Here is a 15,756-nt window from a genome sequence, read left to right on the forward strand (position 1 = left end):
TTCGATGAAAACAATTCAATTGGTGATAGCCATAGGAGCGTTGGCGTTTTCAACCTCGGTAATGGCACAAAAAACGGTATCGCTCAAAGAGTGCGTAAGCATTCTTGAAAAAAATAACCTTACCTACCGCGAGAGCCAACTACAAGCGCGGGGAGCGTCGGCCCAATTGCAGCAAAACAAATCGCAGCAGCTGCCGCAAATTGGTTTTAATGCGGGTCAAAACCTGAACTTCGGGCGAAGTATCGACCGTTTTACCAACGGGTACATCGACCAAGTATATAACACCAACTACGTAGGGGTTGGTTTTCAGATGCCTCTTTTTCAAGGTTTCCAGATTCAGCACCAAATTCAGCAGGGGATAGCCCTGCGTGATGCCGCCCTTAAAAACCAAGAAGCGACCCTCAACCAGCAAATCATTCGACTGTTGCAAGCTTATGTACAAGTTTTGGCGACCGAAGCCTTGCACAAAGCTGCCCAAGAGCAAGTGGCGTCTTCGCAGCAGCAAGTAGAGCGGGTAGAGCGCCAAGTATCGGCAGGAACGGTAGGTCAAAATACTTTATACGAAATCAAAGCACAGTTGGCAAATGATAAATTTGACGAAGTAACCGCCCGTAACAATGAGCAGTTGGCTCGTTTAAGCGTTTTTCAATTACTCAATTTACCACCCGATGGTACAGTAACTTTTGCACCTGTTGAATCGAGAGATGTAGCGGCAACGACATTGAGCGCCGAGAGTATCTATGAAGATGCAGTAAAAATGTTGCCAGAAATCAAAAGCAGCGAATTGCGTTTGGGAAGCTTTGCGAGTCAAATCAAGGCCGTTAAAGCCAATAACTTGCCCTCGTTGAGTTTATCGGGGAATTTTGGTGCTTTTTATGCGTCATCAAACGCCGAACGTAGCTATTTCAAACAATTAGACGCTACCCGAAACGGCTCGTTGAGTTTGGGCTTAAACGTACCCATCATGGGCCGTTGGCAGATACGCCCCCGCGTCGAAACGGTAAAAGTGCAGCAACAGTTGGCGGAAAACCAAGTGAGTACGGTCAAACAACAACTTCGTCAAGCGATTGAACAAGGAACGCAATTGCTGGCCGCGACCATCGACCGCTACGCAGCAGCGCAAAGCCAAGTGGAGTCGTTAAGGGCTAATTTTGGCGCCGCCGAGAGCCGATTAACCGCTGGAACGGCCAGTGTGTTTGAATATACCCTCGCTAAAGCTAACTTGGCCCGCGCCGAAGCCAATGCCATTCGTTCCAACTACGAATTGACGCTTCAACGTCAAATCATGGACTTTTACCAAAAAGGGAAGTGGGAATTTTAATGAGTCGGAGGTTGTAAGCAACCTCCGATCTGAACTTGTTTTTTAACGGTATATATTTAACTCGCTTATAGTCAGTATTTTGTTGGTAAAATAGGTGCTAATTTCAACATTTCGAGCCAAAGCATTATGTACTTCTAATAATCTTTGTTGATTTTTGTAGAGGTTTTAGTATCATTGATACCTTTATTCAAAATCAGTCATTTATGTTTGGCTACATCATCTGGGACGTTAATCCCGAAATTTTTAGCATTGGTAGTTTTTCGATTCGCTGGTATGGGTTGCTATTTGCGTCAGGTTTTTTGGTCGGCCAGCGCATCATGTCCCACATTTTTCGCAAGGAAGGCTTAAAAGAAACGTTACTGGACTCGCTCTTATTGACAATGGTGATTACGACCGTTATAGGAGCACGATTTGGCCATTTCTTGTTTTACGAACCCGAGGTTCTGCTTAAAAATCCTCTTCAAGTTATCACACCTCCGTTTGCGGGTTTGGCAAGTCACGGAGCAGCCATAGGTATTTTGTTGGGCTTGTTTATTTATTCTCGTTCCAAAAAAATCAACTTTTTGTGGGTGGTTGACCGTATTGTGATTACCGTTGCCTTGGCAGGCTGTTTTATCCGTATGGGTAACCTAATGAACTCAGAGATTGTAGGGAAAGTAACGACCATGCCTTGGGGGTTTGTTTTTACGCACAACTTTGAATTTACGCAGTACCCGCGCCACCCAGCCCAATTATACGAAGCCATTGCATGCCTAGTATTGTGTCTTCTTTTGTTCTGGATTTGGAACAAACGCAAAGCACAAACTCCGCAGGGCTTATTGTTAGGTATCTTCCTAATTTGGGTTTTTGGGCTTCGTTTTGTTATTGAGTTTTTCAAAGAGAACCAAGTGGCTTTTGAAAACGAACTCACCTTTAATATGGGACAAATTTTGAGCGTTCCTGCGGTATTATTAGGCGTATTTTTCTTGGTATATGCCCTCAAGAACAAAGACAAAGAGCAAAAAATATTTACTGATGCCTCGGTAGAAGAAGCCAACCGCATTGGGTGAAATACCAGATAGCTGTAACCGAATACTAATTTTAAAAAGTGATATACAGTCTAGTGCTGAAAAAAAAGGTAATTTAGGGGGGACATAAAGTTCCCCTTTTTTTATTAACAAAAATCATCCTGAACTCATGAAAAAGATTTCGTTGTTAGCCCTACTGTTATCATTATCGGTTGTATTATGGAACTGTGCTGGGAAATCGGAAGAGGAAAAAGCCAAAGAAGAGCCTAAAAATGGTTTAGAAGCCTTGCAAAAAATAGCGGACGAAGCTGAGAAAATGTCGAAAGAAGGCCCTAAAGAGACCATTGACCCTAAATTGCTGAAAGCATTGCTACCTGCGGATGCCGATGGATTAAAACGCAAAGAAGCATCGAGTGAAAAAACGGCGGCGATGGGATTCGGCGTATCTACCGCCAAGGCCGATTATAGCGACGACAATGGACAAAGTATTGATGTCGAAATTGTGGACGTAGCAGGTACGGGCGTAGCGCTTATGGGAATGGCAGCGTGGTCGATGGCGTCGGTGGATAAGGAAACTGAACACGGTTACGAAAAAACAACCGAATACGACGGCCACAAAGCGTTTGAAAAATACAATTCTGACTCAAAAGACGGTGAAATTTCGGTGCTGGTAGCCAATCGTTACATTGTGAACGTGCGCGGGAACGGTGTGGGTATCGACAAAATAAAGTCGGTACTTGGCGATATTGATTTGGATAAATTGGCGGATTTGAAATAAATGATTGAGACTTTCCAAGACACACCTTCCCGAAAGTTCAAAACTTTCGGGAAGGTGTGTCTTAAATCACCGCCCGTAAAATTTCTCCTGTTCTCCACACTTCTTCAAAGGTATTATAAAGCGGGGCGGGAGTAAGGCGGATACAATTTGGTTCGCGCCAATCGCCAATCACACCGTTTTCGACCAAATAATCAAAAGCTACTTTCCCTTTTCCCTCAACCAACAGCGAAATCTGACTTCCCCGTTGCGAGGGTTCGGTGGGTGTCATCACTTCAATTTTAGCCCTTGATTCTTTCAATCGACGGATAATTTCCGCCAATAATCCTGTCAGCGCCTCACTTTTTTGTCGAATAAGAGACATGGTTGCTTCTTCAAAAATAGCCAACGAAGCGCGATGAACTGCCAAGGCCATGATGTTGGGGGTACTCAACTGCCATCCAGCGGCGCCTTCCATGGGTACAAAACCTTTGGTCATCTCAAAACGACGATTTTCTTCGTAACCCCACCAGCCTGCCAAGCGCACAAGGTTGGAAGAATGATGTTTCTGGTGAACAAACACGCCCGATACCCCGCCTGGGCCAGAATTTAGGTATTTGTACGAACACCAAACGGCAAAGTCCACGCCCCAATCGTGCAGTTGCATCGGAATGTTTCCAGTAGCATGGGCTAAGTCAAACCCGACGTTGATGCCGAATGAATGGGCTTTGTCGGTAATGGTTTTCATGTCGAATACCTGCCCCGTGTAGTAGTTGAGTCCACTCATGCAAACCAAGGCAAGCTCGTTGGCGTGGGTTTCGATGGCTTCGAGGAGGTCTTCTAGTCGAATGGTATATTCACCGCTGCGCGGAGCTACTTCAATGAGGGCATCGGCGGGGTCATATCCACGGAATTTTAGATGGGTTTCAAGGGCATATTGGTCCGACGGAAAGTCGCCTGCGATGGTCAAAATCTTGTATCGTTGGGGAGTAGGTTGGTAAAATGAAACCAGCATCAGGTGAAGGTTCACCGTAAGGTGGTTCATCGGACAAACTTCCTCGGTCAAAGCTCCCACGACCTGCCCAAGCGCTTGTTGGCAATACCGATGATAGCCTAGCCAAGGTTTTTCTCCTTCAAACCACCCTTCCACGCCGTGTTGCTGCCAAGTCGTAAGTTCTTGTTCAACCGCCGTTCGGGCTGTTTTAGGCTGTAAACCAAGCGAATTGCCGCAGAAATAAGTCAAAGGAGTGCCGTTTCGTTCAGGAATGAGAAACTGAGAACGAAACTTGCGAAGTGGGTCGGTGGCATCTTGTTGCAAAGCCCAAGCATGAAGTTCATCTGCCGAAAGCGAGCGTAGGTCTAGCGTCTTCAATGGAATGTCGTTTGTTGATCTACAAACCTACACAAAGCCTAAATTTGAAACAATCCCCTCCAAGAAACTCTTCAAACAGTGTAGGGATAAGTACCTACATTCACCCGAAAAATTCGTAATTTTGTACCATCTTTCACAGAAAATTTCAATACATTAATGGTAACGGTTTCAAATGTGTCGTTGCGCTACGGTAAACGAGTGCTTTTCGACGAAGTAAATATTAAATTTAACCCAGGAAACTGCTACGGGGTGATTGGAGCCAACGGAGCAGGTAAGTCAACGTTCTTAAAAATTCTTTCAGGTGAAATCGACCCACAAACAGGAAGCGTAGCGATTACGCCAGGTCAGCGGATGGCGGTTTTGAAACAAAACCAGTTTGAGTTTGACGAATACCAAGTCTTACAAACGGTGATGATGGGCTACAAGCGTTTGTACGAAATCATGCTCGAAAAAGACGCGATTTATGCCAAAGAAGACTTTACCGAAGCCGATGGTGAGAAAGCCGCTGACCTTGAAGCGGAATTTGCTGAAATGAACGGTTGGGAAGCCGAACCCGAAGCCGCGTCGTTGTTAAGTGGGTTAGGAATTAAGGAAGACCTTCACTATGCCCAAATGACCGACCTCGACCCTAGCCAAAAAGTGCGGGTATTGTTGGCGCAGACACTCTTCGGAAACCCTGATATTTTGCTACTCGATGAGCCTACCAACAACTTGGACGTAGAAACGGTCATGTGGTTGGAAAACTTCTTGAATAACTTCAAAAACATCGTCATCGTTGTATCTCACGACCGTCACTTCCTTGACCAAGTGTGTACGCACGTGGTTGATATTGACTTTAGCAAAGTGCAATTGTACGGTGGTAACTATACCTTCTGGTACGAGTCAAGCCAGTTGGCGTTGAAACAACGTGCTGACCAGAACAAGAAATCCGACGAAAAGCGCAAAGAATTGGAGGAGTTTATCCGCCGCTTTAGTGCCAACGTTGCAAAGTCAAAACAAGCAACGGCGCGTCAGAAAATGTTGGACAAACTCAACGTGGACGAAATTCAGCCTTCGTCGCGTAAGTATCCGTACATCAACTTCAAGCCTGAGCGCGAGATCGGAGATCAAATATTGGCCGTAGAAGGTTTATCCAAAACAGCCGAAGACGGTACGAAGTTGTTTGAAAATATCTCATTCCGTGTGAATCGCGAAGATAAAATTGCTTTTATCGGGCGTAATACCTTGGCGATTACGGCTTTGTTTGAAATTTTGCACGAGGAAATCAAACCCGATGCGGGAGACTTCAAATGGGGCGTAACGATTACCAACGCGTATTTCCCGAAAGACAGCGACCATTTCTTCAAAACTGAAGATAACTTGGTGGATTGGCTACGTCAGTTCTCGAAAGAAAAAGACGAAAGCTTTATCCGTGGGTTTTTGGGACGGATGCTTTTCTCGGGCGAAGAGTCGCTCAAAAAAGCAAGTGTGTTGTCGGGAGGAGAAAAAGTGCGTTGTATGTTGTCGAAAATGATGCTTTCGGCGGCCAACTTCCTCACGTTAGACGACCCTACCAACCACTTGGATTTGGAGTCGATTACGGCGTTGAACAACGGTTTGATTGATTTCAAAGGTGCGATGTTGTTCTACTCACACGACCACCAGTTTATCCAAACGGTTGCAAACCGTATCATCGAAATCACCCCGAACGGTATTTTGGATAAGATGATGACTTACGACGAATACATCACTGACGAACGCGTAAAAGCCCAGCGCGAAGCGTTGTATGGAGCGTTGGTGTAGGGAAGGAAGCCAAATCAAAAAGTCGCCAAATTGTTTGGCGACTTTTTGATTTTTGATAGCCGTAATGAGGGCTATTTCGTTTATTTTACCAAACTCTTTGAACAGCGTAGGCGTCTATTTGAATATCAATACTCAGTAAAATATAATCTTGAGTACTTGCCTCCGCTATTAGTAACCTATCGAATGGATCTCGATGAAAAAACGGTAAAGTTTTGACTTTTTCAATAGCTTTATTGGATATTGGCAAAATGGGTATTCGTTCTTTTTTCAGTTGGGCCATCATTTGGTCAATCGTGTAGGTTAGAGCAAGTTTGCCAATAGAAACCTTGATGGCTATTTCCCAAAAAGAAGCAATATGTACAAAGCAGGCTTGAGTCTCAATCAAATTCTTAACTTTAGCGGGCAACTGTGGGTTTTCTTCTAAGTACCATAATAAAGCGTGAGTATCGAGTAAGTACATTACATATAATCTTTGAAATCTTCTAACGGAGCATTAAAATCATCCGCCATATAAGAGACTAAACCTTTCATACTCCCTGCTTTACGTTTGGGAGCAGAGTGTTTTTTCTTATATTTAGAAGAAAGGTAGCCTACAAAATCCAAGACTTCTTGCTGTAAAGAAACAGGTAACTTATTAAACTCTTCTAATAATAATTGCTCGGTTGCCATCTCTTTTAATTTTTATACAAATTTATCATTTTTAATTTTCGTCCCCAAAGAATACTCGTCGAAGTGCAATGAGAAGCTGCCCGCTTATTTGACGGCTTTTTTGTATGCTGCTTACAATTTCAACAACAACCGCTCCACGCTTTCACGATAAGATTCACCTATGGGAATGGTGATTTTGGGTAACACTAACTGATGGCGTTCGATTTTGAGAATGGCGTCGATGGCAACAATGTACGACTTATGAACGCGCAGAAATCGTTCGGCAGGTAAAATGCGAAGCAGTTCGGTGACAGTCATGCGCGTAATAACGCGACGGCTGCGTTCGTAAATAAACAGCAGATTGGTGTCCGATTGAATGTACTGAATTTCGCTTAGGGGCACGCGTACCCAATCGTAGCCTTCTTTGACAAAAATGTAGCTTTGTCCCTCCACCCGTTGACTCAATGGCGTATATACGCGGTTGGCAGCTTGTAAAAAACGGTTAAATTCAATGGGCTTGAGCAAATAGTCTAACGCCTGTACGTCAAACCCTTGCACGGCAAATTCGGGGTAGGCGGTGGTAAAAATAACCTGCGTTTGCCCTTGCAGAATCCGTGCGAAATCGGTGCCAAGTAAATCGGGCATTTTGATGTCCAAAAACACGCAATCTACCCGTTCTTTTTTCAAAAAAGCCAAGGCTTCTTTGGCGCTTACAAACGTTTTTTTTAGGGTTAAAAACGGGATGAGTGCCGCGTACTCTTCGATGATGGTCAAGGCCGCAGGTTCGTCGTCGATGGCGATGCAGGAAACGTTCATGGTTTACAGTTGAAGCGTCAAATCTACTAGAAAAGTACTTTTTTCGGGGCCAAACCGCAAGGTATGTTGGTGAGGATACAGCAATTGCAGTCGTTTTTGCACGTTTGGTAATCCTGTTCCTGCCCCTTTTTGGTGGCTAGGTGCCGTCAAAAGGCTGTTTTCGACGCGCAGGTGGAGTTTTTTGTCCTCAATTTCTAAACGAATAGCCACAAAACTCGGTTGGTCCAAGCTAATGCCGTACTGGAAGGCATTTTCGAGGAAAGGAATCAACAGCAACGGCGCGATGTCGGCAGGTTCTTGATCCCAGTGCAGGGACGTAGTGAGCGATACGTGCGGGTGCAGAGGCAAGCGGGCGCGCTGGAGAGCTAGGTACTTTTCAATAAATGCCAATTCTTTTTCCAACGATGTTTTTTCGTGGCGAACCTCTTCGACGCTGTGCCGTAAAATTCCCGAGAGCTGTTGGACCAACTGTGCGGTTGGGGTATCTTTTTCAGAAAGAGCCGAACTATAGATGGTATTGAGCGAATTGAACAAAAAATGAGGATTTAACTGCGCTTTCAAGGACTGAATTTCTACTTCGCGTTGCTGCTTTTCCAGCGCCTCTTCCCGCTTACGATTTTGCCAAACGTACATGACGAGCGTGAAAAAGGCGGTGTAGAGGAGATTTGTACCCAAAAAATTGGTTGAATTATAGTCTTCTCTTATTAGAAAAAAAGTACGGCTTTCTTCTATAAAGATTGGAAAAAATGACCGAAATAACTTCCCATTTGCTTTAGCTTCATTTTCGAAAGCTTGTCCAAAATAAGAATAAAGATAGTTGCTTTGAAGCCAATGGTATATGGAACGCATGAATAAGTTACAGCCTATCAAAAACAGAATAAAGATAAGTAGCTTTAGAAAAAAAAAATGTACTTTCTGTTAATCCAATCTTGAAAAACAAATGAATAAAACGTCGTTCCAAAAAGCGACGGCCACAAAGCGTTGGGAAATGGAGCAGTAGGAGATAGAAATAAATCCCATCTGATTATATACCAACTAATGGGTTGGTCATCTTGTAAAAGTGCTACGGTGGAATAACTCATAAAGCCCCACAAGAACAACACGGTAAAAACAACCCCATAATGAATCCAGAACAATCGCCATTTATTGATGTGCATAGCTGTGTGGTTTAAGATGATGTCCCAAAGCAACTACAACCAGCGGGACTATAAAAATAAATGTGGCAACTCCCCAAAATCACGTGCTCAATCCCCCAAAAAATAGCGCAAAAGGCACTTGCGAAGCCGCCAAATAATTGCCCCTTTGTTTTTGTTGCGTACTGTTCACAATTTACCGAACTTTCATCGTTTATTGGCCAAATTCTAAACCGTCTTTTCAATGCGCTCCCTTATGAAGCATTTCAGAGTCCCTCTCCTAGCAGGAGAGGGATTTAGGGTGAGGTTACTCGCTCTACTCACGCTTTTTTCCACCACCTTCCTCTCACAATGTGGAAAACTCAACGAAATACGGGTCGTAGGTCGAAATTTTGAAGATGAAATCAACCTCGCCCAAAACCTAGTCTTTACCTTTAATAAGGATATTGTGCCAACCTCCGAACTCAACAGTTGGGAAGCAACTAAGTTTGTGGAGTTTGTGCCTGCCGTGGCGGGGAAATTTAAGTGGACAGCTCCCAACGAACTGGTGTTTTCGCCCGCGAGTGGCTTTGAACCTGCCACCGAATACCGCGCCGAGTTGAGCAAGGAACTCGCTAAGAAGACCATCGACAAACGGTACGATGTTTCGGGAGAAGACATTGCCTTTCATACACCGTATCTCCAACTGACCGAAGCCGAAACCTATTGGACAAAGTCGCGGGAGACGGGTAAGCCGTTGGCAAAGACCAAACTATACTTTAACTATGACGTAAGCAGCGGAGAAATTGGAGGAAAATTGAGCGTCAAAAGCGACGAAAAAAAGCTGAGTTCGGCGATTGTGCCTACGCAAAATGCCCCTACTGTCACTGTCGCGCTGGGAGACGCCTCGGCCGACAAAAATGAGCAGCCGCTTGAGGTCGCGGTGGAGAAAGGGGTGAAAGTGCCCAATACATCGTACACGAGTAATGCGGCCTTGGCATTGTCGAGCACGATTCCGTCGGCAACAACGCTCGAAGTAAAGGATGTCAAAACGGGCTTTGAAAACAACCGAGGCATAGTGCGTGTCATCACGACGCAAGAACTGAAAAACGAGGATTTGAGCGCCTATTATACCATTCAACCTGCCGTGCAGACCAAAGCTGAACTCACCGAAAATGGGTTTGTCATTCGAGGAGATTTTAATGAAACCGATACCTACGTACTTACCCTCACCGACCAAGTGCAGGGAGTACTGGGGGCGCGTTTGGACGAACCCGTCAGTAAAGATTTGTTTTTTGGGTTGATGCCTGCCAGCATTTCGTTTGTGAACAAAAAAGCCATTTACCTCTCGTCAAAAGGCGCGCGAAATGTGGGCATCCAGATTGTGAACGTTCCTAAAGTACAGGTAAAAATTGCGAAAATTTACGAAAATAACATTTTGCAGTACCTCCGTAGCAACCGTTACGAAGAGTACGGTTACTTAGGCGGGGGTGAGGATAATTGGGGGCCTACGGGAAATTACAACTACGATGAAGATTACAACCAAGTGTTCAGCGACGTGGTGGTGGACAAAACGGTGGAAACCGATAATCTGCCCAAAGTAAAGGGTGTTTCGGCGTTGAATTTGGGGATTCCCGACGCGACCAATGAGTTTCGAGGAATTTATGTAGTGACGGTGCAGTCGAAAGATGAACAGTACAACCGCGCCATCAAAATGGTGTCATTGTCGGACATTGGACTCATTGCCAAACAGGGTAAAGATGAATTGTGGGTGTTTGCCAATTCGATTAAGACCGCCGAGCCGCTGGGTAAGTTGGAAGTCAGCTTGATTTCGACCAACAATCAAACTGTCGTAAAAGGAAAAACCGACAGTGATGGGGTGGTGAAATTTGAGAAGCTGTCGGAAAAAGCTCCGAATTTTAAAATTGCGATGATTGTTGCTCAAACGCCGCGTTCGGAGGATAACACGGTTCAGGACTTTAACTATTTGTTGTTGGAAGACGCCCAAGTAGAAACTTCTCGTTTTGAGGTAGAAGGCAAACGCGATAATGCGTCGGGTTTTGAGGCGTTTGTGTATGGCGACCGCGATATTTATCGTCCAGGTGAAACGGTGCACTTTAATACGGTCGTTCGTCAACAAAATTGGAAAAGCGTGGGTGAAATTCCGTTGAAAATCAAAGTGATTTTGCCCAATGGAAAAGAATTGAAAACGTTTCGGGTAACTACCAACGGTCAAGGTGCTGTTGAAACCTCGGTGGCACTCGACAAAGCGGCCGTCACGGGTGGGTACAGTGTAGAAGTGTATAATGCCAACGATGTACTGTTGACTTCCAAAAAGTTGAGCATTGAAGAATTTATGCCCGACCGCATTAAGGTGGATGTCAAAGCGAACCAAGAATACTATCGAACGGGGCAAACCATCCAACTCAACGCAACTGCCCTCAATTTGTTTGGTCCACCTGCCTCGGGACGAAACTATGAAATGGAGTTCTCGTTGAAGAAAAAGGCCTTTTTTGTCGAAAAATACAAGGAATATATTTTTGATATTCCCAACAATAGTAAATACGAAAACACAGTACGCCAAGGAGTAACCGACGACAACGGACAGGCCAAAGAGGGCTTTGTGCTTCCTGCTACTTACCAAGACGTGGGTGTGTTGGAAGGAAAAATATACGTGACGGTTTTTGACGAAACAGGCCGCCCCGTCAATCGCCTCAAACGGTTTGATGTCTTTACGCAAGATGTCTTTTATGGTGTACGAATGCCCGATAGCTACGTTGGGCTCAACGCCCCCGTTCCGATTGGTTTGGTGGCGGTGGACAAAGACGGTCGCCCTAAAGCAGCTGCGACGGCACAAGTGGACATTGTGCGGATGGAGTATCAAACCGTCGTAGAAAAACAAAACGACCAGCTACGGTATGCCTCCAAAAAGCGCGAAAAAGTCGTGTATTCCAACCTGGTATCGTTTAAAAATGGCCTGTCCGAAGTACGATACGTACCCACAGTATCGGGCGAATACGAAGTTCGCATTCGGCGTGCAGGCGGAGTAGCGGGGTATTCGGTGACGCACTTTTACGCGTACGGTTGGGGAGGCACGTCGGCTTCGTCGTTTGAAGTAAGCAACGAAGGGGAAGTGTTGATGGAGTTCGATAAACCATCGTACCAAGTCGGAGATAAGGCAAAGGTACTGTTCAAAACGCCTTTTGCAGGAAAGCTATTGGTTACGGTGGAGCGCAATCAGGTATTGGAACATCATTACCTAGAAACCGACAATAAATCGGCCGAATTTACTTTCTCATTGGGCGATGAGCACTTGCCGAATGCTTACGTCACGGCAACTTTGATTCGTCCGTTGGATAATTCGAACCTACCGCTGACCGTAGCACACGGTTTTTCCTCGGTGAAAGTGGAGGAAGAAGATACCAAAATCCCCGTAGAGATTGTGGCCGTAGAGAAATCACGCTCAAAGACCAAACAGAAAATAAAAATCAAAACGGCGCGGAATGCCCAAGTAACGGTCGCGGTGGTGGACGAAGGGATTTTGCAAATCAAAAACTTCCAAACGCCCGATATTCACGGCTTTTTCTACCAAAAACGCGCCTTAGAAGTCAGTAGCCACGACTTATATCCATTTCTTTTCCCCGAATTATCGTTGGCCTCCACAAGCAGCGTCGGAGGGGATGGCTATGACTTGGAAAAACGCATTAACCCCCTTTCCAATGGGCGGGTAAATTTGGTGGCGTATTGGTCGGGACAGATTGAAACAGGACTGAGCGGAGAAGCCGAGTTTGAGGTGGACATCCCGCAGTTTTCGGGAGATTTGCGCATTATGGCCGTGGCTTACAAAGACAATGCGTTTGGGTCAAACAACAAAAACATGAAAGTGGCCGACCCCATCGTAATTAGTACGGCTCTGCCACGGTTCTTGAGCCCGACCGATGAGGTAATTGTACCCGTAAATATCAGCAATACCGAAAAAACAGCGGCCAATGTCACGGCAAGTATCGCCATTAGTGGAAAATTATCGGCAGTTAGTCAGGTATCTCAGCGCCTAAGCATTGCCCCCGAAAAAGAAGCCAGAACGTATTTTACTATCAAAGCGGCCGAGGCAATGGGCAATGGCTCGGTGGTTGTAACGGTGAACAATGGCAAAGAGAAATTTGTCGAAAAAACAGAGTTGACGGTACGTCCTGCGGCTTCATTGCTCAAAGCGAGCCAATCGGGAGTAATTGCGGGGGGAAGTACCGCCACGATAGATTTGCGAGGCAATGATTTTATACCGTCAACCGTAACGAGCCGAATCGTAGTGAGTCGTTCACCGATGGTACAGTACGCCAAAGCCCTCGACTACCTGCTCGGCTATCCACATGGCTGCATCGAACAAACCATTTCGAAAGCATTTCCCCAGCTTTATTTTGGAGATTTAGCTAAAACGATTGCTCCCAAAACGTACCTCTTCAAAGCAGGGGAAAGCGATTTTAACCCTACTTTCAACGTCCAAGCGGCGATTCAAAAGATAGAAAGTATGCAGCTCCCCAACGGAGCGGTAAGTTACTGGCCTGCTAGTACCGAAGAGTCGGCCTGGGGTACTGCCTACGCAACGCACTTTTTGTTGGAAGCGCAGCGGGCAGGTTTTGAGGTAAATACATCGGCACTTGGGCGGATGTTGGACTACCTGACGACCAAAGCAGGAACAGCCGCTACGGAATATGATTACGTTTACAACGAAACAGGCGGCTATACGCAGTTGACGATTGCGAGCCGCACGACGATGTATTCGTTGTACACCTTGGCATTGGGTGGAAAAGCCAATCGGGCGTCGATGAACTATTACAAACAAAATCAACAGTTATTGACGCTCGACACGCGCTATTTATTGGCGGCAGCGTACAAGCAAATCGGTGACGAACGTAGCTATAAGGCGTTATTACCCGCCGATTATGTGCCTCCAGTAGGAGCCAGAGGACTAGGTGGAAGTTTTGCTAGTCCGATTCGGAATTTGGCTCTGACGGTAAATACCCTCATTGAAACCGACCCGAATAACCTTCAAATACCTCGACTTGCCCGACGATTGTCAGAAGCGATGGCGTCGAGTTCGTACCTCAACACCCAAGAAGCAGCGTTCTCGTTTTTGGCGTTGGGTAAACTGGCCAAGAAAAACGCGGGTAGCACGGCTACGGCCAAGCTGACGATAAACGGAAAAGGGTATCAATTTGACGGAAAAGATTTGACAATTGCTACAAACAGCCCTCTGCGCGGGGTAGGAGTGGCTTCGGGCAAAGGTTCGGTCTATTGGTTTGCGCAAACGGAGGGGATCAGCGCAACAGGCGCGTACGCCGAAGAAGATGCTGGACTTCGCGTGCGTAAACAGTTCTTTAACCGTTTTGGTCAGCCTATTAGTACTTTCCGTCAAAACGACTTGGTGGTGGTGAAGATTAGCCTGAGTAGCACCGATGGTTCGCCCGTCGAAAACGTAGTGGTTACTGACCTACTTCCTGCCGCGTTTGAAATCGAAAACCCACGTTTGACTGAACCACGGGACATGGCTTGGATTCAGTCCCCTACCGTCCCTGACCATTTTGATATTCGAGACGACCGCATTAGTTACTATACAACGGCGACGTCCACCGAAAAGACGTTTTACTACATGGTTCGGGTGATTACCAAAGGAACGTTCACGCTTGGCCCCGTAAGTGCCGATGCCATGTACTCGGGTGATTTTAGAAGTTATTCGGGTGGAGGAAAGGTGAAAGTGGACTAAAAACCTAGCCGAAAAGTGTTTAGATAGGGAGTGGACGTTAGTTTTCTGATGTCTTCTCCCTATCTTTGCATCAAACGAAAAAAACGTTTTGTCAGTAGAAAGCGTTTTGAACGAATAAATTCGATGGTTGATATTCGCAAAATGATTCGTAGTTTTAGCTACGCCTTTGAAGGAGTCGTAGCACTATTTCGTTACGAAAACAATGCGCGTTTTCACCTTATTGCGGCTTTTGGAGTAGTTTTGTTAGGAATTGTGCTTGGGTTAGAGCGCTTCGAGTGGGCGCTGGTGGCGATAGTGGTAGGAGCAGTTTGGGCAGCAGAAGCGTTTAATACGGCCATTGAAAAGTTGTGCGATTTGGTTTCATCAGATTACCATCCACAAATCAAAGCGGCCAAAGATTTGGCGGCGGCAGGAGTAATGATAACATCGGTAGTGGCTGTAGTGGTGGGAGCGATTGTGTTTGGCGGTAAGCTATGGTGTTGGTTCTTGAATATGTAAATTCCATAAAATAAACAGATGGATTCTCACAATCAATCATTAGAAACCTTGACCGAGATTCGGGATTTGATGCAGCGTTCATCAAAATTCCTGTCTTTAAGCGGTTTGTCAGGGATATTCGCTGGTATTGTTGCACTGGGGGGCGCGTTAGTGGCTTATTTGCGTCTCAAAACCGATGCGCTGAGCTATGACGGAATGAGCGACGTTTCGGAGCTCACCCGTGGTGAAATGATGCGTTTTGTGCTCCTCGATGGAACCATCGTCTTGGTTTTAGCATTAATTTTTGGGGTATTCTTTACCATGCGTAAAGCAAAGAAGTCGGGTCAAAGTGTTTGGAATAGTACCTCAAAACGCTTGGTCATTAGCTTAATGATTCCGCTCGTAACGGGAGGGATTTTTTGCCTAGCGATGTTTTATCGTGGTATTTTGTGGGTGAGTTTTCCCGCAACCCTCATTTTTTACGGATTAGCCCTGCTCAATGCTAGTAAATACACCGTTCGTGATGTCGAATACCTGGGTATTTGTGAAGTAATTTTAGGGTTAATTTCGTTGTTTATGACGGGATATAACTTACTGGTTTGGGCGCTAGGATTTGGAGTCCTTCACATTGTTTATGGAACCTACATGTATTTTAAGTACGACATAAAACGCTAGCAGATTACCCTACTGCAACTAAAGAAAAGAC

The 15,756-nt window shown here is 45.6% G+C and carries 13 protein-coding genes; 7 read left to right on the plus strand and 6 right to left on the minus strand.

Going from position 1 to position 15,756, the window contains the following annotated elements; all coding sequences use genetic code 11:
- Positions 1 to 4 precede the first annotated feature (4 nt).
- From AC23P2_RS15805 to AC23P2_RS15815, 3 genes are all read left to right on the plus strand, one after another.
- The gene (locus tag AC23P2_RS15805) at positions 5 to 1,321 is read left to right on the plus strand and encodes a TolC family protein (protein ID WP_487774105.1); all 1,317 of its coding nucleotides are present in this window, start codon (positions 5 to 7) and stop codon (positions 1,319 to 1,321) included.
- A gap of 203 nt (positions 1,322 to 1,524) precedes the next feature.
- On the plus strand, positions 1,525 to 2,370 hold the full coding sequence (lgt, locus tag AC23P2_RS15810) for a prolipoprotein diacylglyceryl transferase (protein ID WP_183977203.1): 846 nt from the start codon (positions 1,525 to 1,527) through the stop codon (positions 2,368 to 2,370).
- A 127-nt stretch (positions 2,371 to 2,497) separates the two neighbouring features.
- Positions 2,498 to 3,106, plus strand: a complete 609-nt coding sequence (locus AC23P2_RS15815; protein ID WP_487774106.1) for a transposase — start codon at positions 2,498 to 2,500, stop codon at positions 3,104 to 3,106.
- A gap of 61 nt (positions 3,107 to 3,167) precedes the next feature.
- Here the strand turns inward: AC23P2_RS15815 and kynU are convergent, their stop codons facing one another.
- Complete coding sequence (kynU, locus tag AC23P2_RS15820; RefSeq protein ID WP_487774107.1) at positions 3,168 to 4,454, minus strand: kynureninase; 1,287 nt, start codon at positions 4,452 to 4,454, stop codon at positions 3,168 to 3,170.
- 156 nt (positions 4,455 to 4,610) lie between these two features.
- Here kynU and AC23P2_RS15825 point away from each other — a divergent pair, with 156 nt between their 5' ends.
- A complete protein-coding gene (locus AC23P2_RS15825) occupies positions 4,611 to 6,236 on the plus strand; it encodes an ABC-F family ATP-binding cassette domain-containing protein (protein WP_183977208.1) in 1,626 nt (541 codons plus the stop codon).
- Positions 6,237 to 6,321: 85 nt separating this feature from the next.
- On the opposite strand, the gene AC23P2_RS15830 is transcribed toward AC23P2_RS15825, so the two are convergent.
- The 5 genes from AC23P2_RS15830 to AC23P2_RS15850 form a co-directional block, all read right to left on the minus strand.
- Positions 6,322 to 6,696: a type II toxin-antitoxin system VapC family toxin gene (locus tag AC23P2_RS15830; RefSeq protein WP_487774108.1), complete on the minus strand. Its 375-nt coding sequence runs from the start codon at positions 6,694 to 6,696 to the stop codon at positions 6,322 to 6,324.
- Complete coding sequence (vapB, locus tag AC23P2_RS15835) at positions 6,696 to 6,905, minus strand: type II toxin-antitoxin system VapB family antitoxin (RefSeq protein ID WP_487774109.1); 210 nt, start codon at positions 6,903 to 6,905, stop codon at positions 6,696 to 6,698. The genes AC23P2_RS15830 and vapB overlap by 1 nt, the downstream gene beginning before the upstream one ends.
- Before the next feature lie 111 nt (positions 6,906 to 7,016).
- Entirely contained in the window at positions 7,017 to 7,700 is a 684-nt protein-coding gene (locus AC23P2_RS15840; RefSeq protein ID WP_487774110.1) for a LytR/AlgR family response regulator transcription factor, read from the minus strand.
- A 3-nt stretch (positions 7,701 to 7,703) separates the two neighbouring features.
- Positions 7,704 to 8,375 (minus strand): sensor histidine kinase, encoded by a 672-nt coding sequence (locus AC23P2_RS15845; RefSeq protein WP_487774111.1) that lies wholly within the window; start codon positions 8,373 to 8,375, stop codon positions 7,704 to 7,706.
- A 218-nt stretch (positions 8,376 to 8,593) separates the two neighbouring features.
- A complete protein-coding gene (locus AC23P2_RS15850) occupies positions 8,594 to 8,857 on the minus strand; it encodes a hypothetical protein (protein ID WP_487774112.1) in 264 nt (87 codons plus the stop codon).
- 232 nt (positions 8,858 to 9,089) lie between these two features.
- On the opposite strand from AC23P2_RS15850, the gene AC23P2_RS15855 reads away from it, so the two are divergent.
- The 3 genes from AC23P2_RS15855 to AC23P2_RS15865 are packed head-to-tail and all read left to right on the plus strand — an operon-like array spanning position 9,090 to position 15,725.
- A complete protein-coding gene (locus AC23P2_RS15855) occupies positions 9,090 to 14,573 on the plus strand; it encodes an alpha-2-macroglobulin family protein (RefSeq protein ID WP_487774113.1) in 5,484 nt (1,827 codons plus the stop codon).
- 48 nt (positions 14,574 to 14,621) lie between these two features.
- On the plus strand, positions 14,622 to 15,071 hold the full coding sequence (locus AC23P2_RS15860) for a diacylglycerol kinase family protein (protein ID WP_487774114.1): 450 nt from the start codon (positions 14,622 to 14,624) through the stop codon (positions 15,069 to 15,071).
- An 18-nt stretch (positions 15,072 to 15,089) separates the two neighbouring features.
- Complete coding sequence (locus tag AC23P2_RS15865; RefSeq protein ID WP_487774115.1) at positions 15,090 to 15,725, plus strand: hypothetical protein; 636 nt, start codon at positions 15,090 to 15,092, stop codon at positions 15,723 to 15,725.
- The last annotated feature ends 31 nt before the right edge of the window (positions 15,726 to 15,756 follow it).

The organism is Runella sp. R0.1_18, assembly GCF_057652155.1.